Annotated in this window: 23 protein-coding genes; 5 read left to right on the top strand and 18 right to left on the bottom strand. The window is 45.9% G+C overall.

Annotated features, from left to right (window positions below):
- Positions 1-21 precede the first annotated feature (21 nt).
- The 7 genes from secG to BMZ72_RS26800 form a co-directional block, all read right to left on the bottom strand.
- Positions 22-375: a preprotein translocase subunit SecG gene (gene secG / locus BMZ72_RS26830; protein WP_089812881.1), complete on the bottom strand. Its 354-nt coding sequence runs from the start codon at positions 373-375 to the stop codon at positions 22-24.
- A gap of 10 nt (positions 376-385) precedes the next feature.
- Positions 386-1660, bottom strand: a complete 1275-nt coding sequence (locus BMZ72_RS26825) for a hypothetical protein (RefSeq protein ID WP_089812879.1) — start codon at positions 1658-1660, stop codon at positions 386-388.
- A gap of 47 nt (positions 1661-1707) precedes the next feature.
- Positions 1708-2223 (bottom strand): LptE family protein, encoded by a 516-nt coding sequence (locus BMZ72_RS26820; protein ID WP_089812877.1) that lies wholly within the window; start codon positions 2221-2223, stop codon positions 1708-1710.
- A gap of 42 nt (positions 2224-2265) precedes the next feature.
- Positions 2266-3525 carry a sigma-54 interaction domain-containing protein gene (locus BMZ72_RS26815; RefSeq protein ID WP_089812875.1) on the bottom strand — a complete coding sequence of 420 codons (1260 nt, stop codon included), beginning with the start codon at positions 3523-3525 and terminating at the stop codon, positions 2266-2268.
- A 71-nt stretch (positions 3526-3596) separates the two neighbouring features.
- Positions 3597-5018, bottom strand: a complete 1422-nt coding sequence (gene miaB, locus BMZ72_RS26810) for a tRNA (N6-isopentenyl adenosine(37)-C2)-methylthiotransferase MiaB (protein ID WP_089812873.1) — start codon at positions 5016-5018, stop codon at positions 3597-3599.
- 85 nt (positions 5019-5103) lie between these two features.
- Positions 5104-5727, bottom strand: a complete 624-nt coding sequence (locus BMZ72_RS26805) for a response regulator transcription factor (RefSeq protein ID WP_089812871.1) — start codon at positions 5725-5727, stop codon at positions 5104-5106.
- Positions 5711-6577 carry a sensor histidine kinase gene (locus tag BMZ72_RS26800; protein ID WP_089812869.1) on the bottom strand — a complete coding sequence of 289 codons (867 nt, stop codon included), beginning with the start codon at positions 6575-6577 and terminating at the stop codon, positions 5711-5713. Before BMZ72_RS26800 ends, BMZ72_RS26805 begins: the two co-directional genes overlap by 17 nt.
- A 683-nt stretch (positions 6578-7260) precedes the next feature.
- Between BMZ72_RS26800 and BMZ72_RS26795 the strand changes: the two genes are divergently transcribed.
- The 4 genes from BMZ72_RS26795 (at position 7261) to BMZ72_RS26780 (ending at position 10614) form a co-directional block, all read left to right on the top strand.
- Positions 7261-7758, top strand: coding sequence for a lysozyme (locus BMZ72_RS26795; protein ID WP_089812867.1), 498 nt, complete (start codon positions 7261-7263; stop codon positions 7756-7758).
- A gap of 197 nt (positions 7759-7955) precedes the next feature.
- On the top strand, positions 7956-8828 hold the full coding sequence (locus BMZ72_RS26790; RefSeq protein ID WP_089812865.1) for a helix-turn-helix domain-containing protein: 873 nt from the start codon (positions 7956-7958) through the stop codon (positions 8826-8828).
- Positions 8829-9128: 300 nt separating this feature from the next.
- Positions 9129-9599: a hypothetical protein gene (locus BMZ72_RS26785; protein ID WP_089812863.1), complete on the top strand. Its 471-nt coding sequence runs from the start codon at positions 9129-9131 to the stop codon at positions 9597-9599.
- A gap of 67 nt (positions 9600-9666) precedes the next feature.
- Positions 9667-10614, top strand: a complete 948-nt coding sequence (locus BMZ72_RS26780) for a hypothetical protein (protein ID WP_089812861.1) — start codon at positions 9667-9669, stop codon at positions 10612-10614.
- Here the strand turns inward: BMZ72_RS26780 and BMZ72_RS26775 are convergent.
- Genes BMZ72_RS26775 through BMZ72_RS26765 form a run of 3 tightly spaced genes read right to left on the bottom strand, consistent with a single transcriptional unit; the run spans position 10559 to position 12757 of the window.
- Positions 10559-11122, bottom strand: coding sequence for an adenylyl-sulfate kinase (locus BMZ72_RS26775; protein ID WP_089812859.1), 564 nt, complete (start codon positions 11120-11122; stop codon positions 10559-10561). The genes BMZ72_RS26780 and BMZ72_RS26775 overlap by 56 nt on opposite strands.
- Positions 11123-11126: 4 nt before the next feature.
- Entirely contained in the window at positions 11127-12077 is a 951-nt protein-coding gene (locus BMZ72_RS26770) for a hypothetical protein (protein WP_089812857.1), read from the bottom strand.
- Positions 12077-12757 carry an aspartyl/asparaginyl beta-hydroxylase domain-containing protein gene (locus BMZ72_RS26765; RefSeq protein WP_089812855.1) on the bottom strand — a complete coding sequence of 227 codons (681 nt, stop codon included), beginning with the start codon at positions 12755-12757 and terminating at the stop codon, positions 12077-12079. Before BMZ72_RS26765 ends, BMZ72_RS26770 begins: the two co-directional genes overlap by 1 nt.
- Positions 12758-12870: 113 nt before the next feature.
- Between BMZ72_RS26765 and BMZ72_RS26760 the strand changes: the two genes are divergently transcribed.
- Positions 12871-13323 carry a hypothetical protein gene (locus tag BMZ72_RS26760; RefSeq protein WP_089812853.1) on the top strand — a complete coding sequence of 151 codons (453 nt, stop codon included), beginning with the start codon at positions 12871-12873 and terminating at the stop codon, positions 13321-13323.
- 17 nt (positions 13324-13340) lie between these two features.
- Here BMZ72_RS26760 and BMZ72_RS26755 read toward each other — a convergent pair whose 3' ends face one another.
- The 8 genes from BMZ72_RS26755 to BMZ72_RS26720 form a co-directional block, all read right to left on the bottom strand.
- Positions 13341-14087, bottom strand: coding sequence for a hypothetical protein (locus tag BMZ72_RS26755; RefSeq protein ID WP_089812851.1), 747 nt, complete (start codon positions 14085-14087; stop codon positions 13341-13343).
- A gap of 59 nt (positions 14088-14146) precedes the next feature.
- Complete coding sequence (locus BMZ72_RS26750) at positions 14147-14884, bottom strand: hypothetical protein (protein WP_089812849.1); 738 nt, start codon at positions 14882-14884, stop codon at positions 14147-14149.
- Between the two features lie 66 nt (positions 14885-14950).
- Entirely contained in the window at positions 14951-15877 is a 927-nt protein-coding gene (locus tag BMZ72_RS26745; protein WP_089812847.1) for a nucleotidyl transferase AbiEii/AbiGii toxin family protein, read from the bottom strand.
- An 18-nt stretch (positions 15878-15895) separates the two neighbouring features.
- Positions 15896-16489, bottom strand: coding sequence for a hypothetical protein (locus tag BMZ72_RS26740; protein ID WP_089812845.1), 594 nt, complete (start codon positions 16487-16489; stop codon positions 15896-15898).
- 121 nt (positions 16490-16610) lie between these two features.
- The gene (locus BMZ72_RS26735; protein ID WP_089812844.1) at positions 16611-18176 is read right to left on the bottom strand and encodes a glycoside hydrolase family 28 protein; all 1566 of its coding nucleotides are present in this window, start codon (positions 18174-18176) and stop codon (positions 16611-16613) included.
- Positions 18177-18359: 183 nt separating this feature from the next.
- Positions 18360-19454: a hypothetical protein gene (locus tag BMZ72_RS26730; protein WP_143087796.1), complete on the bottom strand. Its 1095-nt coding sequence runs from the start codon at positions 19452-19454 to the stop codon at positions 18360-18362.
- A gap of 45 nt (positions 19455-19499) precedes the next feature.
- Positions 19500-23393, bottom strand: coding sequence for a PAAR-like protein (locus BMZ72_RS26725; protein WP_089812840.1), 3894 nt, complete (start codon positions 23391-23393; stop codon positions 19500-19502).
- Between the two features lie 7 nt (positions 23394-23400).
- The gene (locus BMZ72_RS26720) at positions 23401-24183 is read right to left on the bottom strand and encodes a hypothetical protein (protein ID WP_089812838.1); all 783 of its coding nucleotides are present in this window, start codon (positions 24181-24183) and stop codon (positions 23401-23403) included.
- Between the last annotated feature and the right edge of the window lies 1 nt (position 24184).

Here is a 24184-nt window from a genome sequence, read left to right as displayed (position 1 = left end):
AATAGCTTTAACAGCGGGAAATTATGGTTTCGGAGCAGGAGCCTGCTGACCAGCCGGAGTTGGATTTACCGGAGTTGCAGGAGTCTGTGCCGGAGCTGGTGCGGTTGCGTTCTGCTCCATGATTGCTTTTCTCTGTTCAGCAGTAGTACCTCTGGAGATAAACAGGGAAGAAGTGAGACACAGTACGGCAATGATAGCTGACAGCACCCAGGTACCTTTTTCAAGTACATCTGTAGTCTGGCGTACGCCCATCACCTGGTTACCAAATCCACCCAGGGTACCGGATAACCCACCACCTTTCGGGTTCTGTACCAGTACGAAAAAACCCAAAAGCACACAGGCCAGGATGATTAAAATGCCGAAAATCAATAACATAGTATATAAGTTAACTTTTTTCTGTTAGTAACTGAAGTTCTTTAATCTTTTGCGCAAAATAAGCGCTTTTGTTGGGATTAAGCAAACTTAATTTTTGATATATATGGATAGCTGTCTGGTACTGTTGCTGACGTGCCCAGATCTCCGCGAGGGTCTCTGAAACGATGTCATTATTCAGTGTGATAGACTCCATTGCCATCTTTTCAACTTTCTCGGATACTTCCGGATTGGAATCCTCATAGCTCCGCTGCATCTGCTCCTGGTACCATTTCTTACTGGCCTTGTCTGCAAAGGTCTGTTTCATATCTCTCAGCCACGAAGTGAAGCTCTTCATTTCTGCGGCACCTTTCTCATTCAGACCTTCCGCATGCGCCGGGTCTTTCAGACGTTTATAGGCGAAATAGTCATCGCTGTACAGTGGCTGGAAGGTGAGTGCATCGGCCGGGTCTGAGGAGGTATCCAGCGGGAATATTTTGATCGGCTCTACTTCTGCAGCTGTTTCTTCCATCGTCTGGGCTACAGGCTGTGGAACAGGAGCCGGTTCCTGAACGGGCGCTGGTTCCGGAGCTGGCGTAGCTACCGGTGTGGCCATTAGAGGCGCTTCAGGTGCCGGAGAGGCGACTACTTCACTGGCAGTAACGGTGATCTCTTCTTCCTGAACAGGTGCTATTGCCGCTGGTGTTTCAGGTATGTAGGCAGGGATGCTGGTTTCCTGTACCGGATTGGCTGGCTGGTTGGCTGCGATAGTGGCAGTTGTTACAGGCGCTTCCGGAGCAGCCACGGCCTGTAAAGGCTCAGGTGCTGCTGTTACAGGTGTTTCCACCACTGCCTGTGGTAAAGGTGTTTCCGCAACAGGTACAGGCGTCGTCTCAATGGTCGATGCCGTAACCGGTGCTTCCGGTGGTGCAACCGGAGCAGGCTCCGCTACTGGTGTATGCGCAACCGCTTCCACTACAGGAGCTGCTGGCTGACCGGCAAATGTGGTTTTCTCCTCTTCCTGTGCAACAGGTGCAGGCACTACCGGTGCTTCCTCTGGTACAGCGAGGCTTTTCTCATCTGTAGTGACAAAGCGGTAGAAGTAATGCATGTTATTGCTGTACTGCTGTGCCTTCTTAACAGCCGGGGACAGCAGATTCTTATTCACAGTGTATTGCTTGCGCGCCAGCAGCAGGCGGGCAGCCGTAAAATACGGATAAGAGGATACCAGCCTTTCAAGGGCCGACTCATCAACCTGCTTGATATCAGGTTGTTGGAATATGTGTTGGACGATCCTATTTGCGGTCATGCTGCTAAAGTATGAAAAAAAGTTAAATACGAAAGTTTTTGTAATACTTACCAGTTAGCGAATGCTTTGTTGAAAATATCATCCACGACCTGCGGCAGAATATTGTTCTCAAGCAGCCCGTTTTCTACCGTTGTCGGCAGTTGTGAAGCTGAGAAATCGGCGGACCGGGTAAATGACTGTGAATAGCCTTTTTTGTCGCCCACTCTTTTTACCAGGGTAATGTTTACAGTCACGGTCAGCCTGGAGGTAGCTGCCTGATCCACATTTGTTACCGCTGCGTTGCTGAAGGAGTAACCGGTCACCGCGCCTTTGAACTCATAATCTGCTCCGTCTTCATTGATCTGTACCAGGCTGGTCTGGGATTGTACCTTGGTACGTAAGCGCTCGGTCAGGTTCTGGCTCAGCGTCGGGTTATTGATCGGCGCCTTGTTCTCAATAAATCTTACGTTGACGGTCTTTGCGCCCGGTTCGATACTTGCGCCGGTAGCGGAATAATGAACGGAACATCCGCCCAATACAAGCAGTAAGCTGATGGTAGCTATCCCCTGAAGTAATCTGATCATCGTAAAAAAATTAAAGCTGTCCGCCGGTGGCGGACAGATATCTTATTCGTTAATGTTGTATTCTTTTAATTTCCTGTACAGTGTTCTTTCGGAAATGCCCAGGTCCAGCGCTGCGTCTTTCCTTTTACCCTTGTGTTTTTTCAGGGCCTTGACGATCAGTTCTTTCTCTTTGTCGGCAATGGACAATGTTTCCTCTACTTCTTCGTGGTGATCTATCTTGTTGTTATCCTGTTGTAATATGATAGGTTGTGGAGAAGAGATAGCGTTCGGTACCGGTACCGCAGTGGATGTTACTTCCGGCTGCGGATGGAAGCTATGCAGTACATGATTGTCCTGGAAGTTGCCGGTATGTGCCATAGCGGGGTTCTGAAGAATGTCGAAGAACATCTTCTTCAGTTCTGTCACGTCTTTCTTCATATCGAAGAAGAGTTTGTACAGGATATCCCGTTCGCTGGCAAAGTCGCCGTTACTCTTACCCTGTGGCGCTGCGATCATCGGCAGGCGGGAAGGTTCCGGTACATCGGGTAGGAAACGTCTGAGTTCCTGTGCGTTTACGAATTTGTCCTGCGCCAGTACGGAGATCTGCTCCGCCATATTCTTCAGTTCACGTACGTTACCTCTCCATGTATAGTTGATCAGTATATTGCGCGCTTCCTCATCCAGCTGGATGGCGGGCGTTTTATAACGTTCAGCGAAGTCTACACAGAATTTACGGAACAGGAGTATAATATCTTCTTTCCTGTCTCTGAGGGCAGGTACGCGGATCGGTACAGTGTTGAGACGGTAGTAGAGGTCTTCCCTGAACTTACCCTGTTGTGTATGTTCGAGCAGGTCGCGGTTGGTCGCTGCCACAACACGCACGTCAGTTTTCTGTACTTTGGAAGAACCTACTCTGATAAACTCGCCTGTTTCCAGTACGCGCAGCAGGCGGGCCTGTGTGCCCAGTGGCATTTCTCCGATCTCATCTAGGAAGATCGTACCACCGTTCACGGTTTCAAAATATCCTTTGCGACTGTCTACGGCTCCGGTAAAGGAGCCTTTTTCATGACCGAAAAGTTCTGAGTCAATAGTCCCTTCAGGAATGGCGCCGCAGTTAACGGCGATGAAAGGGTTATGTTTACGGGCACTCAATGAATGGATAACATTTGAAAACGCCTCTTTACCAACGCCACTTTCCCCATTTATCAGCACTGTCAGGTCCGTGTTGGACACCTGCGCTGCAACCTGCAGCGCGTAATTCAATGCTGGTGAGTTTCCTATAATGCCAAACCTGTTTTTAATGGACTGAATGTTATTATCCATATCATCCTCAATTTACCCATTTACCGGCTGTGAAGCCCGTAAATGGTGCTGTGATCCAATTAATTTGTCTTTTAAGCTCGCCCTGTCGAAGTTCCCAGTAAAGTGCCGGCAGTACAATCTTCTACCTTCACCCATATGTATTCCCCTTTACGGAAATCCTCTTTCGGGAATACCACTACCTTATTATGATCTGTTCTGCCAAAAAGTTGATCTTCCGAACGTTTGGAAACGCCTTCGATCAGCACTTTAAACGTTTTACCAACATCCTGCTGCATGCTTGCCAGTGATTGTGCGCGATGCAGATCCACTATTTCTGACAGCCTGCGTTTCTTCACTTCTTCCGGAACATCATCCTGGTAACGGCGTGCCGCCAGTGTACCCGGGCGTTCGGAGTAGAAGAACATATAGGCCAGGTCATATTTGCCATAATCCATCAATGTCATGGTATCCTGGTGATCTTCTTCGGTCTCTGTACAGAAGCCGGTGATCACGTCGGTGGACAATGCACAACCTGGCAGTATTTCGCGGATGCGGTCAACCTTTTTGATGTACCATTCCCTGGTGTATGTACGGTTCATCAGTTGCAGTATACGGGTACTTCCACTCTGCATTGGCAGGTGAATGTATTTGCAGATGTTTTCGTATTTCGCCATGGTGTGGAGTACATCATCGGTAATGTCTTTCGGATGAGAGGTACTGAAGCGTACTCTGAGCAGTGGGCTGATCAGGGCAACCGCTTCCAGCAGATTGGCGAAGGTGGTGATATCATTGTCGTTGTCCGGACTTACCCAGTAATAGGAATCCACGTTCTGGCCCAACAGCGTTACCTCACGGTAGCCTCTGTTGAACAGATCGGTCGCTTCCTGGAGAATGGACGCTTTGTCCCTGCTGCGTTCACGTCCGCGGGTAAACGGTACTACACAGAAAGAACACATGTTGTTACAGCCACGCATAATGGATACGAAGGCAGTAACGCCATTGCTGTCCAGTCTTACCGGACTGATATCGCCATAGGTCTCCTCGCGGCTGAGCAGTACGTTAACGGCTTTCTGGCCGGTTTCTGCTTCTTCAATGAGGGCTGGTAAAGTTCTGTAAGCATCAGGGCCTACTACCATGTCAACCAGTTTTTCCTCTTCCAGCAGTTTGGCCTTCAGTCGTTCAGCCATACAGCCCAATACTCCCACCAGGAGTTCCGGGTTGCGCTGTTTTATTTTACGGAATTCTGTTAAGCGTTTGCGTACGGTCGTCTCCGCTTTTTCGCGGATCGAACAGGTATTTAATAATACCAGGCTCGCTTCCTCCACGTTACGGGTAGGACCGAAGCCTTCTTCTTTCAGGATGGATGCCACGATCTCACTATCGTTGAAGTTCATCTGGCAACCATAGCTCTCTATATAGAATTTTTTAGTATAAGTCTGTGATTCTCCGGCCACAGGCGCGTAAGCCTCGCCCTGGCGACTTTCGTCATGCTCTTTTGTAACCTGTTCCAGCATCCTTTTCAAGTAATTTTAGGAAAGCAAAACTAAGCAATAAAATCCGAAAATGACAGAATGACATGGCAGGTACTGTGGCTACCGGTTACAGCCCTTTTTCGAGGAGAAAACGGGTGAGTGCCGCGGGACTTTTCAGTTGTAATTTCTGCATGATATTTTTCCGGTGGGTCTCGACCGTATAAATGCTCAGATACAGGTGTGTGGCAATTTGCTGATTTGTAAATTGTTGATTAATAAGATGTAGTATCTCCAGTTCTCTACGGGTCAGATTGAATTCCCGGAAGGAATGATCGGTTTCGGGCTCCTGGATCCGGGGTAGCTGCGGAAAACAGCTTTCTCCCCTGATCACCCGGGTAATTGTTTGCAGCAGATCGTATTGATTACAGGTCTTCATCAGGTAGCCGTCTGCGCCATAACTACGGGATAAAGATATCAGATGAGGATCACTGTAGCTGGAAAGTATGATGGTCCGGATATGGGGCATATCTCTCCGGATGATCTTCGTGACTTCCAGACCATTGAGCACCGGCATACTGATATCCAGGATCGCAAGATCCGGCTGATGCCGCTGTAACATTTCGATCAGTACCTGTCCGTTGGAGGCGATCCCCTGGACAGTAATATATGGCGTCTGTTCAAGCAGAGAACGGATACCGTCGGCAAAGAGGGTGTGATCATCCGCAAGGATGATGTTAACAGGGGGCTGCATGTTGTGGAATTACGGGAATATGAATGATAAAGGTTGTGCCAGAAATGCCTGAATCAATGTGCATTTGTCCTCCCAGGGATTTGACCCTGGTTTTTACGCCTGAAAGTCCGATACCCGAAGGACGACCATTTAATGGCAGGCCTATTCCGTCGTCCTCTACCAGTATCTCCAGGTATTCGGGAAAATAAAGCAGTTGAATGGTCGCTGCGGATGCCCTGGAATGTCTGATAATATTGGTCGTCAGTTCCATGACGATCCGGTATAACATGAGTTCCTGCCGGGCATCGAAGCAGGGGTGATATTTGTTGCTGCAAAAATGGAAGAGTACTTCCGGGGTTCTTAGCAGACTAAAATATGACTGAAGAATATCTGTCAGGGGAATATGTCCGAAAAGGGGAGGGACCAGGTTATGCGCGGCTCTTCTTACATTCTGGCTGGTCTGGTCTACCAGTTGCAGCAGACTACTGGCTTTTTGCTCATCCTGGGCAGTTCTGTAATGGAGACTTTGCAGATTGACCCGGATCGCGGCCAGGTTACTGCCTATTTCATCATGAATATCCGCAGCAATCCGTTTGCGCTCCGCTTCCTGTATACTCACCTCCTGGATGGCCATCATGGCTTGTTGCCGTTCCAGTTGAAGGATTAGTTCATGTTGTCTTTTTTGGTATACGTCCAGCCGTTTTATCATCACAATGATCCATAACGCGACGATTCCCCAGCAGATAGCTGGCAGGATACCGGTAGATAAAAGAAAACTGCCTACGGGGTAAGTAAGCCGTAAGGAATACATGATCGGTTCCTGGGTAACCGTTATTGAGGGGATCAGGTGCGTCAATATTTCCTCGCTCATAGTACAGAGAAATAAGAGGATATAAATAGTAAAATTTAATAGCTGACTGACAGATTATCTACTGGGGTAGTGCTGAAAAGTTTGTCCCTGAATTCTGTTACAATTCTACAAAAAAAAGTGTTGCCACGGTAATTTAATACAACCTTTGTTCAAAAAATAACATGGAAACCCTGAAATATATAAGCTTCATTATCAGTGTAAAACAAGGGAGCACAGCTTTTACGGAGTACCGGCTTCCTTAATATCGCATCAGAAAACCGAAGGCATGTCTTAATTGGGTCTTCCCGGTAGTTACCGGACTTATTTAAACAAGAAAAGCTGGTTCGGTTTTGTTCCCTCTTTCTGATGATCTGTTTGCTATTTATACAGGTCTCCATTTTGACTAAATAGTACTCACATATTGGTCATCCTTCGTTAATCCTTCGTTACAGGAACGAAGGATTAACGAAGGATGACCAATATCTAACCAATATCAGACTATGCTCATAAAGGGGCCAGGTAATGCCCTCTTATACGGTTGGCAAACAATGCTTTTTCCTTATTGCTACTATCTGTCAGGAATATCGGCAGATAAAAATATCTCAATTCACTAATATATACATTCCTTGATACTCTTATCCTTGATAAATAATAGAAATATTATATCTTTATCATCTAACAGTCATAATATTTAATCTCAAACTATGGAATTAGGCGCAAACGGGGAAAAGCTCATTAAACACTTCGAGAAATGCCGTCTGGCAGCATATCAGGACAGTAAAGGCATCTGGACAATCGGTTGGGGTAATACCGTATACGAAGACGGTAAAGCAGTTAAAAAGGGAGATACTATTACACAGCAACGTGCGGATGCACTGTTTGCCAATATTAAAAAAGGCTTCGTAGCAGATGTTAACAAGCTCACTGCGGGCGTAAAAGGTCTGAAACAACAGCAGTTTGACGCGCTGGTATGTTTTGCCTATAACGTAGGTAGCGACATGAATAAAAACGGCATCGCGGAAGGTCTCGGTGACAGTACCCTGCTGAAAGTAGTGAAAGCTGATCCTAAAGATCCTTCTGTAGTGATGGAGTTCCTGAAATGGAATATGTCAGGTGGTAAAGTGCTGGATGGCCTGACCCGCAGACGTAAAGCAGAGGCTTACCTCTACATGAGCGGAGAAGTTGAGTTCTTCGATTATTGATCGCATTTTTCCGGTGCATAACCATATGCCCGTATGCATATCGGCCTTTCCCTGGAATGATCTGTATTGTACAGCTGATTCCCGGGGAAAGGCCGGTTTTGATTTACGACCTGCTTCCCCAACGAATTTATTAATTTAGCCTGCCGTTGTTATCTGCAACAGGTCAACGCAATTTCAGATTATCTCAAGCTGTAAGGATGGTAAAAAAGGCATTTCCGGTATATGATGTAAGTACGCTCACAGGGTATAAGCACGATGATATTCAGATCAGCAGATTTGCGCCTTACCTCAGCGTGCATGAGAATCTCCGTGATGCACACAAACACAATTTTTATCACGTTACGTTATTCACCGAAGGCGCCGGTACGCACACGATCGACTTCAAAACCTTTACTGTAAAGCCTTACCAGATCTACTTCATGATTCCCGGTCAGGTACATAGCTGGCAGTTTGAAGGAAAAGTGGATGGTTATATCATCAACTTCTCGTTTAATTTTCTGCAATCGCTTTTACAGAAACCAGATTATCTTGAACAGTTTCCTTTCTTTACCGGGAAGGTTGATGAAGCGGTGATCAATCTGCCGGAATCCCTGCATATACCCATCACCAGGATCTTTGAAGAACTGATCCGGGAGAGTGAGCAACCTGCGGATATGTCGGTAGATATGATACAGGTACTGATGTTGCAGGCGTTTATTCTTATTGGAAGACTCAGTTTCGAGCAATCGCCGGTGCAGCCGAATAACTACAATTATATATTGCTGAAGAATTTTCAGAAACTGATTGAGAAGAATTATACGACCCTGAAGTTGCCCAGAGAATATGCAGAATTACTCTACATTACTCCCAATCATTTAAATGCATTGTGTAATAGTACACTGGGTATGTCCGCGGGAGAACTGATCCGTAACAGGATCATACTGGAAGCAAAAAGATTGTTTGTGAACAAGGATTCTACTATCTCTGAAATAGCGTATCAGCTGGGTTTTGCAGATAATTCTTATTTCACGAAATTTTACAAGAAATACACGGGACAAACGCCTGAAGAGTTCAGGAAAAGCCTCCGTTAAGTCTTTTGTTTCACTTTACATAGAAAGCACCACCGCAGCTCCCGCCAGGATAATGGTCAATACTATTTCGATCGTGATTTTACGTGCCATCCGCTGTTGCTGAACGGTAGCATTAGCTGTTGTGGAATTCATAATTATGGAATTGTACATTGGTCAAACTTTCATAAGTTAAATCAATATACTGAAAAAAGTACATAATGAGTAGAAATTGAGCACTTTTTGACGTATCAGAGGAGAATATTTAGCTGAGACCGGCATGAATCCTTACATTCGAAAGGGACAATTACCCACATCTGACCGATGAAAAAGCTCCATGTATACCTCATTGCCCTTATAGCCTGTATTGCCTTTCAATCCTGTGCCTGTGTGACCCTGAAAAGGATGAATGACAGGCGTATCACCCGTTATGTAGCAAAACATCTGGAGGATGTATACGCTGTATCCGACACTTTACGCCTGATGGCTGCTAATCCCACGCAAAGATTTCCGGTGAATAGCCTGCCGGATCACCTGCGTAAAAAGGTGGCAATACTGGGGGAAGAGGCCACGGTTAGTTTTCAGGAAAATTACCCTTACCGGCAGGGCGAACCCTGCGACAGTGTCGTTGTGTTTGAACATGTCAGCATACTGCTGGGCGTCAGGGAGCTTATCTATGATTTTTCGGTGGTAACGCAGCCGGTGAATGAAAACAGGCAATACAGGGACTGGTATGGCTTTATCAGGATTGCTCCCCGGATTTACATTCGCAGAAGCCAGATCCCGCTCATGTAAATCACAGTTTTCAGGGAGGAGGGAATCTGGCAAAATCTGTTACCTTTAATCCCGCTAGTATAAACATATGAAACAATTATTTATTGGATTACTGTGTAGTCTGGGCGTCGCGACAGGCTGCTTTGCACAGGATGGAGAATTATTGAAAAAGAATATCAGCGACACGATGTTATCTCCCACACGTGTATTAGAAATCCCGGAACCTTTTGACGGACAGCAAGCATTGTTGAAACTCTTCCCCGGCAAACATTATAAGATCGTTTCGGGTGATTATACCAATGAGATGATCAACTGGGATTGCACCAGCTGTAAAGCCAAATCTTACATCGATGCCAACGAAGACGCTGCATACGACTTTCCTTATGCGGAGGGCGTGGCAACCCGTTTGCTGAATGTGATCAGCTATAAGGATTCTTCCGGTACGCAGTACAAAATGCTGACGTTTAATCATTCTGAGTATGATGCAGATGGTGCGCAGGTTTCCCGATTTACCGGTGGTACATTGGGTATTGCGAAATTTGCATTATCTGGTAAAGTGTGGTCGATGAAATTCTTTCAGCCTGCTATCGGCGCATACGGTGCATTTTCAAATTGCCCTGATCCCAAGGCGCTGATGATCGGTCATGACCAGTATGCATTTATGCTGAAGGTAGTGAACGGTCCTGCCGGCGGACCATTCGGAGGTGTATTATACCTGATAGCAGGTACCGGTGGTACTTACAAGCAGGTGATGGCGATGTATGATGCGGAACGCACGGAAGTATCGGAGGAAGAAGGGTTGGCTTCCTGGGACTGTACATATAGTTGTCCGGAAAGCGACAAACGTTTCTTCCGCGATATCATCGTAACAATTAAAGGAAAATATACGGCTACTGATCTTGAAAGTCTGCCGGATGAAGTAAGACCTTACGCAAAAACAAATAAGAAAGGCACTTTCACACTTGCAAGACGGTATGTCTTCAAATGGGGGAAGGGCTATCAGTTGCAGGGCCCTGCCGGCGTAACTGTTGATTAAGAAAATCAACCGCCACAGCAAGCGCTTCATGGGCGTTTGTATGGCCTGTATCAATGATCAGATCCGGACTGAGAGGTATGTCAAACGTATCATTCAGTCCGGTGAGATTATGGATCTTTTCGGGATGATCATCCGGTAGCAATGCCTTTTTATACAATCCTTTGGGATCTCTGCTGATCAGCGTGTTGATATCACATCGTAACCAGACCAGTGCAGCATCATACAATTCCTTTAGCTTCCTCCTTCCTTCTTCATACGGATTGATCGCTGCAATGATGACAAAGTTATAGTCCGCCGCTATCGTCGCTGCATAAGCGCCCAGGCGGGCAATATTTTCCAGCCGGTCAGCTTTACTAAACCCCAGATCTTTACAGAGTGTTTGTCTGTATACATCTCCGTCGATCAGTTTAATTGCAATGTTATTTTCCTGTCCCCATGTCAGCAAAGCGGCTGACAGTGTAGTTTTACCGGCGCCTGAGAGGCCGGTGAACTGAATGATCTGTCCCATCCCGTTATTTTATCTGTGCATTCAGCTGTTCGTAAGCAGCATGACAATCTTCGTGAAAATACTTTGCATCATCAGCAGCATCCGGTTTGAATACATCGCCTTTATACTTACTGTGATATTTTAACCGATCGCTTAACAGTGCAGCGTCTTTGATAGGAATGCGGGAGAATGCGCTGAACGCTTCCATCATTTCAAATACGCCGTCTGCATAGTCAAAGAATCCGTTAAGCGGATGATGCAACTTATGGATCGCCTGTAGCTGTACATAGTACTCATACAGCACAGCGGAAGTATACCTGTTGAAATCACTGCCAAAACGCGAGATATCATCTATTTTCAGCAGGGCAGGATTGATCAGTCCGGGAACTGCCTGTAAACCTCTGCGTTTATCATGAGAAGCGACTACCTGGTCAGGCTGGCGATAGAGGAAGAAAAAGGGTGTCTCCGGATACCACGATCTCAGTAGTTCATAGAAATGAATATGCCAGCTATCCAACTTGATAATGTAATCGGTCTCCCGGGCATTACGGTGTTGTCCCATCAGATTGACAGCTGCTTTGAACCAGTCTTCCCGGTTCTGTGGGTCGAGATCTGCCTGTTGCTCGGTACTACGTAGTATTTCATCGAGCAAAGGCGCTTCCGCCACCACTATATTTTCCTCAGAAGTAGTGAAGGCCTGCGATACCAGTGTCGACCCGCAGCGCGATACATGAAATACAAAAGCGGAAGGCTGTAATCCGGGGAGGTCTTTGCAGACATCCATCAGGAAATCAGCGGTAGAAATGCTTTGCACCCGTGATCTTTCCAGCTGTTTTATTCTACACAGCTGAATGGTTTCATCAAAGAAAGGCAGGTCCATGCGTTGATCGCCGAGGTCCAGCCATTTTACCATCCATTCCTTCTCTGTATACGTGAGTTTATAGGGAATCCAGTTATTGATAGGGGGGTACTGCATTATTGTTCTGCTTTTAAACGGGCAATGAGCGCTCTGGCGGTATCGGTATCCATTCTCTCCAGTTCTGCTATCATAGCGGCACGCGTAGCCGGATCCATCTGGGGGGATTTTCGTGTGGCAGCAATATCATACCCATGCGCTGCAAATAACTGATCGCTCCATTCGTTCCGGATACAATCTATGATGAGGTGTACCCTGGCAGTATACCCTTTGTTGACGATCGCGTGTGTACAGCTGAAGTCCATGTACCAGCATTCTCCGGGCTGCAAACGCAGTTTTTCCTCTTCCAGCATAAAGTATACTTCCGGGTTGGTCATGATCGGAATATGTATTCTGAAAACGCCATCCTGGTAACCACATCCGGGATCTTTATGTGGTTTGATCTCACTGCCTGGTGATAAAGACAGCAGTCGTACCGCTTCTTTTTCACATTGCCAGGAATCGATGATCTCTTTGGCATAGGGCATCATCGCGAGCACTGGTGTGTCCTGGTACTGTGCATCCGGATGAGCCAGTATATCCTGGCTATTTCCGCTGGCAGAGCGGAGGGATATGCTGCGCCATTCTCCGTTAAAATCACGGGTATTAAAATGGAGTGGCCAGTCCTGTTGGAGGATGTTTTCCAGTTCAGCGCAGAGCTGCTGGTGATTATAGGTAGAGGAAAACCTGATGTAATTCATTGGAAATCTTAAGATAAGGCTAAGATAGGGGTTTAAATTGATTCAATTATGAGTATTTTATTAAAGTATTTTTAAATGCATTAATTTGGAGGTTTTAGTAAAAGAACATCCCTATGGATATGTATATCCGGTCAAGCCGTCGTTCTTATGATCCTTTTTTAATGGCGGGCGGCATTATTATACTTGGCGGCATTGTGGCTTTTTGTATGAAAGGCTATGCGTGGCTATATGAATTGATCCCCATTGCTATTATTGTTTTTATCGCTACGTCCAATACATTTACCATGTCTGTCAGATTAACGGATGAGCGTATCACCGTGGAGTATTACCAATATCTGCGGAAGCGCCGGATAAGTGTGGAAACCCGTTCGGCAAAGCTATTGCTGGAGCGGCAAATTGCCATGACTGGCCGGAATCAGCAGATACCGCTTATCAATTATCTGATCCGGATTTCTGAAAACGGACAGGAGAAGTATGTGATCAATAGTCAGGAAGGGTTTGAGGAGAAACATTTGTTTGAGTTGGTGAATATGTTTAGTCAGCATGCGCCTGTGAACAGGATATGATGAAGCGGATGACCGATTTAGATCCAGATCTTTTTAAGCAGGGTAGTATCAGTGGTTACCAGCACGCTATCTTTCATCAGGAAGAGCATATCAAAATCCTCAAGTGTCTTTACCTTTGATATAATCATATCGTCACTCCTGTGTCCTGCAATCTTCCTGTAGTGCACCATAATACTATCATGAGATACATTTATACGGGAATTGAGCTGTTCGAAATTGATATTATCACTCATTAACCCCTGCCAGTAGCATTCAAACAGGTAAGGTGTTTTTTCCTGTGGACGTATTTCTTTAAACAGGTATAGTGTGGTGCCATTATGTGCAGTTCCTCCATTGCAGGTTCTTAGGAAGAAGTAATCGCCTAGTTTTCCAAAACCGAAGACGCCGTGCCAGCAGCTACCATAACTGCCATGAATATAAAGTTCATGCGTCTGAATATGTCCCCTGTCGCTTGTTTCAAAAAGCAGCATGGATGCGTCGGCATTTTCTGTACAAACTATGTAATGCTGACCTTTGAGATAATATTTCGCAATGGGTGAACTTTCAGGTATATCATTCCATTCACTGGCCTGTCCGGTAGTATCCATCAGCTTTTCTGACAGGAGATAGGGAAGCATTGTTTTTTTGGTGAGATAACCGGAATCTCCGGAGAAAATACTGGTGATTGCAGGTGAGTGTTCAGGTGTTTTTGTCTTATTGCTTTTACAGGCAATCAGCGTAAACAGGCAGCAGATGAAACAACTTATCGGAAACAGTCTGGTCATGAAGCGGAAGTAGTTTTACGGTAAGGGAATGGGCAGGATGTCTATCTGTAAAAATACATTTAGTTCCGGTATAACGTGATCTTTGCACTATCAGTAGCGATCCATTGTTTGTCTTTCATCAGATATACTACGTCAAAGCTATCTATTGTTTCTCTTGCTGTGCGAGGTCCGGCAGGTACTTTTTCAATCTCCTGTATGATGGCATAATGAGCATTTATGCTATCGTGTGAAATGTGTATAGTCGCCTGTAGTTCCCGATAAATGCTGGTATCTCCCTTTACCAGCCCTCGCCAGGAGGATTCAGGAATGCTGTTAAGTGTTTCCTGCGGTAACACATTTTTGAAGAAGGTAAGTTCACTACCTGCGTAAAGCGAACCCCATACACAGGATCTGATAAAATAATAATCCTGCATTTTTCCAAAGCCGGATATTCCTATACCGGTACAACTGTTTTGAGCTAAGCTTTGACCATAGTATGTATGAACTCCGATATGTCCTGTATGATTGGTCTCGCAGAGTATGACCGAAGTTGCAGCGTCGCTCAGGTTGTTTATACAGATGATATAATTGCGTTCGTTTTTATAGTATTTCCCGATAATAGTACTATCCTGGAGCTCGTTCCATCGTTGAGAGGTTCCGCTCGTATCCAGTAATTTTTCGGACAATATGTAGGGGAGTAGGTACTTTTTGGCAAGATAACCGGAATCACCGGCAAGGATAGTGGTGATTTTCGGTGTATTGGTATGCTGGCAGGCTGACAGGCATAGCAATAGCAGCAGATAAAATACCTTGTTCATATGTACTGAAAATTAGTAATAAGGAGTCCACCGAAGCAGCTGTTACCTGTTTCAGCGGATGACGCATCACGCACCCTTCATATAAGGATGATCTGCTATTGTTTCCATCGTTAGACCTGCATGATGCAAAGCTGTATAGAACTGTGCTTCAAACTCATCATGAGATACCGGTAAGTTTTCTTCTGCTGTAATATGCCAGCAATAGCCTTCAGAGAAAACTTCCGGATCGTGGGACCATTCCCAGGAGTTGCGGCTCTTTTCAAATCTCCACTTATTCCAGCTTTTTTCCAGTGAACCAGTGGGATAAAGTTTCTTCAATTGCCCGGAAAATAGGCATTGTATTCTTTCCTGTTGCACATTGCTTACTGCAGATTCCTTCATTAATGCATTGATGGTTTTCTCACATACCGTCTCTGTAAACGCTGGATTAGCCAGCAAATGGATCAGGTCAAAAATGTCCTTGAAACGTGCTCTTACCAGCGTCTGATGTAATTTCCAGGATACCTGCAGCGACAGGGGGACAGTACTGGGAACTATAAATGACGGTCCTCTCATCGGCTGGTATAGTAGGGAAACCGGCTCATCTTCTATGTCCAGGTTGAAGGAGATATCTATAGATATCCGGTCACTTTCGCCATCGATCGTGTAGGCAAGGTCGGTATTTACGGTCGGGAAATCATCTGCCATAAAGTAATCTATTCTTCTCCAGAAGGCGTCTTCTCTGAAACTGCGGAACCGGACACCATCCTGTGAATTGATATCTGGTTCGGTTACTTTTATCGCCCAGTCATCAAAAGTATTTTTAGCCGTTTCCTGATCTTCTACCCGCTCAAGATATACCCAGTCGAGGTCATTTGGTATTCTCATAGTGGGGTCTTTAAAATACTGACGTGTTACATAACTTCCTTTTAGCATAAAAGGATGACCGGTAAGCGATGCGCGGCGAATGACCGATTCGGTCGCAATGATCTCATTTCGGATAAAATTGTCCATGTGCTTTAGTTTAAGGGACTATTGAGTTAACCAGCCGCCGTCTAAAAATATATTGTTGTCGTATACGCAATACTCTGATTGCTGTTTAATAACATCCCATCCTCCTTTAGTGAGTGCTCCTGTGAGCTGACTGACCCGTTGCCGGAAGATATTGATATCTCCAAATTCCCGCAGGGTTATAAACCTTGTGTGCTGCGCCTGCTTAAGGGCATTCAGCGATAAATGTACCTGGTGAGTGGCACAACATGCCAGCAAATCATTTACATTGTCATACCTCACTTTTCCATGCCATTCGAAGTAAGGAGTAAAGTTTGCAGAGATATCAGGTACGGCGTCAAACCGATTTGCCGGGACTTCCACCTTTAGTCTTTTTACAGGGAAACCGCTTGTCTGTAGTATACCAGACAGCATAGTAGCATCCATCAATGCATCCTGAAGGGACGATGTGGTTACAATCTTGTTCATCATCGGTTGATGAATATACGTTCCTCTGTAAAGCTCAATTATCATCGGTTTGGCTTCCTGCTCTACGCAGCAATTGACAAAGTGTTCAACATCAGAGGTTAACAGATCATTCACCGTGAGGTGCAGTTCAAATGGGATCTTATTCACGAACAAACATTATTTAGGTATAGTTGTATATATAGTTACAAAACTAGGTAATTCCTTTTGAAATACCTGTTATTGCTATACCGGGATGCGTTCTTGCCATGTAGAACAGGCTCTGAATGGTCTAGTTTTTCTTCCAGGTAGATGTTTCCCATCCTTCCGGTTTCTCCGGTACGGAATTACTAAAACGGATATTATCGGTCAGTTCTCCGGAGATATTCACCACAACCTTATTGGCGGGGTTGATAATGTGTACTTTTTCAAAAGTAATATTCCTGCTGTCGGTAAGTGTTAAGGCGGAATCTGTTGTGTATATGTTTGCGTTGGAGATGCTGATACCATTGGCGTCTATACTCTGCACGAACCTTGTACAATGTGCTTCTACATTTTCCAGGTGAAAGCCTGTCATGGGCGATTCCGGAATACCATCCACTCTTACCAGTGCTCTGGCGCTGTCTACCACAATGTCTCTGGCGTAAATATTCCGGTATACCGGCGTCAGTTTATTGACAGGTAAGGCCGGCAGGCGATCTGCCAGTGCGCCTACATACATTCTTGCGCCGAGCATATCCCATCTGAATGCATCGAGTCGCAGTCGCATACGGATACGTTCATAATGCAGATTTTCACCACCACCACCGCGGGGGCGTCTTGTTTTGAAACGGAGACCTACTTCTGTATCGTCAAAGACCACATCATGTACATAGAGGTTCCGGATCATGGCGGCTGTCTCGCTGCCAACAGTGATGCCACCGTGTCCCTGACGTGCCAGTGAATGACGGATAACGACGTTTTCTGTTGGTCGGCCGATACGTAAACCATCTTCTCCGCGACCGGCTTTTAATGTAAAACAGTCATCACCACAGTTGAGTGTACAATATTCTATCAGTACATTTTTGCTGGACTCGATGTCAATACCATCGCCGCTGGGAATACCGACAGAATTGACTGTTATGCCCCGTATAATGACGTTATCGCAATAGATAGGTACAATATTCCAGAAGGGTGTGTTTTCCAGCTGCAGGCCCTCTAAATATACATTTTTGCAATTGACCGCAGAAACGAACATGGGAAGGTACACCGGACCACCGTCATGACCATCATATATGCGCTGGGCAACAGGTTTATTGGCCGCTACCACATTTTCTATTACATCCTGGCGCATGACCTGTTTCCTGACAGGGCAATTAGCCGGCGGACCAACCAGTTTTCCTTTGCCGGTTACGGCGATATTGCGTTGTCCGTTTGCATAGATGCAGGCGCCGAGAGACATGACTTCGACCCCCTCTGTACGCGTGAAGACCACCGGTAGATAATCGCTTATTTCTCCACCAAATTCCAGTACGGCGTTTTCTTCCAGGTGAAGATTGACATTGGATTTCAATATGATACGACCTGAATGCCAGTTGCCCGCAGGTATAATAACTGTTCCGCCACCCTTTTTGCTGACGGCATCAATGGCCTGCTGGATCTCTTTTGTTTGTGAGTTGCCCTGTCCTTTGATGGTAACTGTGTATTTCGGGAATACAGGTTTTTTAAAAGCCGGTACTGAAAAAGGTGCGTGCACAGGAGCTATGTCAGCAGGGAGCCTGGTGGCGCCTACTTCATCGATTGTGGGAACATGGACATTCAACTGGGCAGCAGCGGACAGGCTGATGCATAGCAGGGTGGCAGTCAGTAACTTTTTCATAACCGGAATTTGGGGGTAAGATAGGGAATTATTATTGTTTATTTGACACTTGATTGCTGGACAGAATTACCAGGTAGGAAACCAATAGAGTAGGTAATAAAATATAAAAAATTACGCCTTATTGACCTGGACAAAGTCAGTAAGGCGTAATTCATTTATTTCAGATTGTTTGAACAGGCGAATTTACAATCTCGCACCAATTTCCTTCTTCAGATAATCCTTCGAGAAATAATTATTCTTAGCAATATACTCTTCCAGTCCCTGGTCATACACTTTCAAATTATCTATCAGATTCGCTACTGACCATTTACCCGGATTCGCCGCTGCATATTTTTCATTTAACGGCATCCAGGTATTGATAATATAAGCTGCTATCTTCCGTTTCTGTTCCTTATCCCAGTAGGTATTAGGATTGTTTTTCAGACTACGGGCAGCGTCATTGGTATATAAAGAGGTGGCATAGTCATAAATAGCCAGTGCCATCCTGTTTTCATTGGCATCTGAATGATCGGTGATCCATTGCAGGAGACCTTCCCGGATCTGCAATTGTCCTTTACAGTCTTTTACGAAAATATATTCACAGACCTTCGCAATCTCTTCATCATTTGATCTTCCGATATCATTCATCGCAACATCATTCAGTTTCTGATCGGCGGTATATCCGAAGCGCAGTACCAGGCTTTTGATGAAAAGTGTATCCTCTGCCAGGAGATAGGCCAGATCGGCTTTACTGTCATTCAGCAGATAACGGTTCCTTGCCACCTGTACAGGGGAGAGGTTGATCTTGTAATGGGTGCTGTCGGTGAAAGTGACAAAGTCGCCCAGGAATGGCATCGAGAAAAGGAAATTGTTTTCTTTGGAGACCATGATGTTGTCTTCCGTATAATCAAATTCATCTCCATGTTCCTTTGCCAGTACGGTATAGAATTTATCATGCTGTTTCACGCCGCAGTAGTTCGGTTGTAAAGCCTGGTCGCCAAAAAGACTACGGATCTTCTGCTGAAACGCTTCATTGGAGGGCTGTACAAATTTCTTTTCTTTCAGGGCTTCCGCCAGGAGGGGAATAGCAATGTCTACATCCGCATCTGTGTAGCTGGTCCGGTTGTTCTCATCTTCCAGGTGCTTTTGCAGCTCCATGTGTTTTTTTATTGCCGCCACATTCATGTCGTATAATTTTTCTACTGGCTTTATTGTGTCTACTAAATGAGTGTTAGCTGTACTGTCGCTATCGGTACCGGTTCCGGCGGACTGACAACCTGCACAGTATACTAAGCTCATTATGATTAACAATTGTTTCATATATCGTTATTGATCATTTATCTGCTATCTCAATCCAATATGGAAGTGGTTCTGGTGCACGCTATGCGCTGCATCCTTTGTGTTTTTGATGCCTGATTTGTAGGCGTAATTGGTATTAAAGCCCCACTTAGAGGCAATACTAAGGATATTTTCCAGTGCTTCCACAAATTTTTCTTCACTTGCGTAACTCTCTTTCGCTTTCGACCATAATACCTCTCCGGCTTCATCGGTACTACCCGGATAACGGATATCAATATCGTCACCGTTAACGTGTCCTTTGTGTCCCAGGTTACGCTGGTTACTGGCAGACATGTCATTGAAGTACAATTTACCGGTGTAACCATTCTTTGGCAATGAGTAAAAGAATCCCAGTGCAGCAGCGGCTACTTTCGGATCGGAATAGTTATCGTCTCCGCCGTCTCTGCCGCCGAAACGACCCCAGTTAGGTCCGCTGTCAGGGAAGGGCAGGAGCTTCTTGTCATTGACATTCTTCAGGACGGTAGCCGTCAGTTTGCCGCCGATATAAATATCAAACTGGTACTGTTTGGAAGCATCGTTTTTCTTCACCAGTTCATATTTGAAAGCATCCACATCGATCTTGTAGAGATTGTTGTCTCCTTCAGGTACCAGACCGTATGTACATTGTTTTACTTTAAAGAGTATAGAGGTGTTTTTATCGAAAGCCTCTTTCTTTTCAGTGTAAGCATCTGTGCCATCAGGCCGTACTACATTCTTTCCCACCTTGGTACTGATTGGTTTTACTTCCATCTTACCATTGGCGAGCTGCTGGAGTCCTTTCCATTTCCAGAAAGCCATAGAGGAGAGTACTGCGATCTTTACATCAGATACTACCAGGTCCGGATTGGCCACAATATCTGCATTCTCTTTTTTGGTGTAAGTATTGGCGTATTCGTAGGCGGTACGGCCTGTCAGCTGTACCAATCCCTTTCCACGGAAATCCCAGCCGTCATTAGCGCCTGTATTGCCCAGTTCTTTGCCTTTGGCAGCGTCCGGACCATAGGCGTAATTGGCGATGTTCTTTTCATTCTCCTGAGTTACACCCGGAATGGCCGGTTTTCTTACTGCACGTCCCCAGAGTTGCGCCTTTTCCTTTCCGATGGTGGTGCGGAACGGAGGGAAGAGACCGTCCAGGTCTTCCCAGTAATAGTTAAAGCTTTCGCCGCTTTTCAGATGGAGGGAAGGGCCGGATTCGACGAATGTCTGTGCAAAGAAATGCGCTTTGTTCCAGCAGGTGTTCATCCCGATCTCCCGCATATATTTATTGTAGGTATCAGCTACGCTTTTCAGGGTAACATCGTCCGCCTGTTTGAAGACCTGTTTCAGCATCGCTGGCGTGATATCCTCATTACACCGCGGACAACCGGTTTTGTTTTCTTCTTTTTCCAGCGCTTCACCCAATACCGTAGGGGCGATATCTTTGGTCAGTTTATTCAGGTTGTCTGCTGATGCATTGGACAATTTGATATGCTGATAAAAGCTCACGTTCCTCGGATCGAAAGTGTTGGCGTCTGCGACTTCTTTCGGGAATTTAAAGGTATCGCCATTTTTCTCTTTGATGAGGGCGAAGTAGCTACGCAGACCATCATCGATCTTTTTGTTACCGCTTTTCAGTTTATTGGTATCCAGTTCTACTTCCCATATCTCTTTATCATCCGGTTTTCCCTGGAATTCCATAACCATCTTATCTTCCTGCTTGTATCCATTATGCCAGATCTGTAGTGTCAGGTCCTGGGCAGCCAGGTTGCGGGTCTGTACGCGGATCTTTATCTTTTCTCCGTATTTATAGACTTTGTAAGCAGGGTAATTGGTACTGTCGATGAAATTAACACTGACTACTTCTTTCTCCGAATTGATATAGACATATTTGCCCAGTTCACTGCCACGCTGGTTACTTTGTTTTTGCGGGAAGAGGAAGGACTTGCCATCCGCTTCCACTGTCTTCATGCTGGCGAATTGTATTCCGTTGGGTTTCGACTGGATAGCAAACAAAACATCATACTCCTTGCCTTCAAAGTAGAGTTTATTCAGCATAGGTTTGATGTCGTTGGTATTCAGATCAGCTTTCAGTTCGCCGTTGGCATCAAACTTACAATTCGGTATCTCCTTGATGTAATTAAAGCTGGACCGGTCGGCCTCCAGTATATGTACACTTACAGTCTCTCCGGCGGCGGCAGGGCAGTTGATAATGATCTTCAGGGTTTCGTTCCAGCCGGCGCGAGGTTTGTACACGCCATCCTTATCGCCAAAATACCAGCTGGTGATTTCCGCTGTATCCGCTTCTGCCTCCAGACTTTTAGTCTTGCCATTTAAGGTGGCTGTCACGGCTACCTTGCCTTTATGCGTGGCATAAATACCCGTGGCCTTATTGGTATGGCTACCGGCAGGGGACCAGGTAATGGGACCATCCTGGGCTGCCTGATAAGGCATCAGGGTCAGTGCTTCCAGGTTATAGCGTTTCCCGACTACCCATTTGGCGCCTCCGTTTTCTACTTTGATCGCGGTGACTTCATTCTTCTTTACCGCGAAGCGGCAATCATCTTTCTGGTGACGGGAAGAAGGAGCGCCCTTCTTCGCATCCCAGGCATCCGCTTTCATGACATAGGCTTCTACAACGTAGTTGCCTTCCCGCGTGAAATGCTCTCCACCGAGACTGATGGATTGTCCGGTACCAACATCTTTACCATTCAGCTGCCATTTGATACCGGTGGTTTCAAACTCCTGCAGCTGCGTGAAGTAGGTCATTTCAGTTACCTGGAAACTCATAGCCGTACCAGGTCTGACCACTTCTGCTGCCGGATTACTTTTGATAGCGACTACACCATTCCCTTCAGATGTCAGTTCTCTTGTAATGATCTGTCCATCCATACTGATGGTCACCTTGTAGGTGGCTGCGCCATTCGCAGGAGTGAAGGTAATAGTATCTTCTCCCTGTTCGCCGGCGGCCAGTATGGTGCCATTCATATCTGTGACCTGCATGCTTACCAGCTGTTTTTCTTCCGCCAGGGCAGGTTCAATTTCATATTTTGCGGCGATATTTACAGGCACGCCTCTTCTTACACGATAGTCTTTCCCCACGATGCGGCCCATGCCTGCGCCGAGTTCAATATCTCCTTTAAGTCTGTTCACTGTTACATTAACATCTATTGTACAGCGGACATCCGTTCCATCTGTACCATAGGCCATTACCCGGTAACTACCCACCGCATCGAAGTTCATCTGCAGTTCGGGACCTACTTCTTCGAAGGACATGGCTTCAGCCTCAAAATTGTGCCCTTTGTAAATCTTCCAGCTGACCTTATCCTTGTCTGCTTTCGCTGTATTGTAGTAATCCTTTACGGTGAATTTCAGCTGCTCATTGACACGGGCCGTCATCATCGGCACCACCTTACTACTCGGAATTTCCAGGGCAGGTCTGCGTGTCTCGATTTTACCGCTAATGGATTTTACTTTAGGTATTTCCTTTCCGCTTGCGGGTTTAGGCGCCATCGGATTGAGTGCGGCCATTGTCTGCACTTCTACATTATCGAAGTGTGTACTGGTAACGGCGGCTGTTTGTCCGTGGAAAGTGATAGATATGCAGGGCGATCCGGAGACGGAGCAGATTGCTTTACTTTCTTCCGTCAGGATCTTCCCTCCGTTGGTCAGCGTTACTTTTTCATAAACGCTCTGCCATTGGGTGATGGCAGGACTACAGGAACTTCTGGTGATGGAACAGTTGCCGAAGGTCTTTGCCTCCAGTGGTTGTCCCAGGTCTTTATTACTGGCAATGGGTTTGGCTCTGCCATCCCCATCATTGATATAATCGCGGTCGTTGGCGGATATTTTCAGTTTATCCGGGGCGCCACCGAAGTTGCATTTACATGCGGCTCCCTGTACAACAAAGTGTTTTTCGGCCATACTACAATTAGTTTATACGATGATCGTCGCTGTTGATGCAGGAGGCTGTCAGCGTTATCTGCGCAGCCTGTTTTCCTCTTTCTGCGTTCAATTGTGCCTGCAATGACTGTATCAGACCATGTATCTTATGAAAAGTGTATTTTATTTCGAGATTACCGTTTCCTGTTTCCTCCTTTCCGGTTTGCCGGAGATTATTCATCATCCTGTTACCCGTAGGGATCACATCATACACAACAGGGGGCTCAAAAGGAAACAGGCAATAGGAGGCTTTGAAACTATCCCGGTTACCCGCGCACTGTATCTGGAAGTAAACGGAGAGGAAGAGATCCTGTCTGATAGCATTCAGGAGGGTACTTGCCTGTCCAAGCGTATCGCCGGTAGCGTCGATATAGCTATGTGCTTCCGGTCCGGTGAAATATTGTTTTAACCGGACTATCTTCTCATCCCAGCGTTGCAATATTTCCGGATGATTCAGGATCGACTGCATACTACCATCCTGTCTGATCTGTATTTGCAGGGGATAGAGGACGCTACCACATTGCGCTGCAAGATCAGAAGCAATGTAATCGGTCGTATCTTCATCATTGACCCTTACATCGGACCGGGTGATCTGGAAGTATTGGCTCGTATCATCGCCGACAGTCATCCGGCTGATCTCCGTATTGAATTTTAAGCGTGTATCGGCATCACCGTGATAGGTTAACGTAACAGTATAGATGTTTGGGTCATGTACCGTTACTTTCTTCTCTGTCTTGCCGGTAAACATTTTTCTGACAGAAAACAGGGGCATA

It is taken from the genome of Chitinophaga sp. YR627 (assembly GCF_900114995.1).
Lineage (GTDB): Bacteria > Bacteroidota > Bacteroidia > Chitinophagales > Chitinophagaceae > Chitinophaga.
The sequence above is the reverse complement of the archived record's forward strand: the minus strand, read 5'-3'. Positions and strand labels throughout refer to the sequence as shown.

Bases quoted from the DNA above. Each gene is read 5' to 3' on its own strand.
- secG (WP_089812881.1), bottom strand. From the start codon at position 375: ATGTTATTGATTTTCGGCATTTTAATCATCCTGGCCTGTGTGCTTTTG.
- BMZ72_RS26825 (WP_089812879.1), bottom strand. From the start codon at position 1,660: ATGACCGCAAATAGGATCGTCCAACACATATTCCAACAACCTGATATC.
- BMZ72_RS26820 (WP_089812877.1), bottom strand. From the start codon at position 2,223: ATGATCAGATTACTTCAGGGGATAGCTACCATCAGCTTACTGCTTGTA.
- BMZ72_RS26815 (WP_089812875.1), bottom strand. From the start codon at position 3,525: ATGGATAATAACATTCAGTCCATTAAAAACAGGTTTGGCATTATAGGA.
- miaB (WP_089812873.1), bottom strand. From the start codon at position 5,018: ATGCTGGAACAGGTTACAAAAGAGCATGACGAAAGTCGCCAGGGCGAG.
- BMZ72_RS26805 (WP_089812871.1), bottom strand. From the start codon at position 5,727: ATGCAGCCCCCTGTTAACATCATCCTTGCGGATGATCACACCCTCTTT.
- BMZ72_RS26800 (WP_089812869.1), bottom strand. From the start codon at position 6,577: ATGAGCGAGGAAATATTGACGCACCTGATCCCCTCAATAACGGTTACC.
- BMZ72_RS26795 (WP_089812867.1), top strand. From the start codon at position 7,261: ATGGAATTAGGCGCAAACGGGGAAAAGCTCATTAAACACTTCGAGAAA.
- BMZ72_RS26790 (WP_089812865.1), top strand. From the start codon at position 7,956: ATGGTAAAAAAGGCATTTCCGGTATATGATGTAAGTACGCTCACAGGG.
- BMZ72_RS26785 (WP_089812863.1), top strand. From the start codon at position 9,129: ATGAAAAAGCTCCATGTATACCTCATTGCCCTTATAGCCTGTATTGCC.
- BMZ72_RS26780 (WP_089812861.1), top strand. From the start codon at position 9,667: ATGAAACAATTATTTATTGGATTACTGTGTAGTCTGGGCGTCGCGACA.
- BMZ72_RS26775 (WP_089812859.1), bottom strand. From the start codon at position 11,122: ATGGGACAGATCATTCAGTTCACCGGCCTCTCAGGCGCCGGTAAAACT.
- BMZ72_RS26770 (WP_089812857.1), bottom strand. From the start codon at position 12,077: ATGCAGTACCCCCCTATCAATAACTGGATTCCCTATAAACTCACGTAT.
- BMZ72_RS26765 (WP_089812855.1), bottom strand. From the start codon at position 12,757: ATGAATTACATCAGGTTTTCCTCTACCTATAATCACCAGCAGCTCTGC.
- BMZ72_RS26760 (WP_089812853.1), top strand. From the start codon at position 12,871: ATGGATATGTATATCCGGTCAAGCCGTCGTTCTTATGATCCTTTTTTA.
- BMZ72_RS26755 (WP_089812851.1), bottom strand. From the start codon at position 14,087: ATGACCAGACTGTTTCCGATAAGTTGTTTCATCTGCTGCCTGTTTACG.
- BMZ72_RS26750 (WP_089812849.1), bottom strand. From the start codon at position 14,884: ATGAACAAGGTATTTTATCTGCTGCTATTGCTATGCCTGTCAGCCTGC.
- BMZ72_RS26745 (WP_089812847.1), bottom strand. From the start codon at position 15,877: ATGGACAATTTTATCCGAAATGAGATCATTGCGACCGAATCGGTCATT.
- BMZ72_RS26735 (WP_089812844.1), bottom strand. From the start codon at position 18,176: ATGAAAAAGTTACTGACTGCCACCCTGCTATGCATCAGCCTGTCCGCT.
- BMZ72_RS26730 (WP_143087796.1), bottom strand. From the start codon at position 19,454: ATGAGCTTAGTATACTGTGCAGGTTGTCAGTCCGCCGGAACCGGTACC.
- BMZ72_RS26725 (WP_089812840.1), bottom strand. From the start codon at position 23,393: ATGGCCGAAAAACACTTTGTTGTACAGGGAGCCGCATGTAAATGCAAC.
- BMZ72_RS26720 (WP_089812838.1), bottom strand. From the start codon at position 24,183: ATGCCCCTGTTTTCTGTCAGAAAAATGTTTACCGGCAAGACAGAGAAG.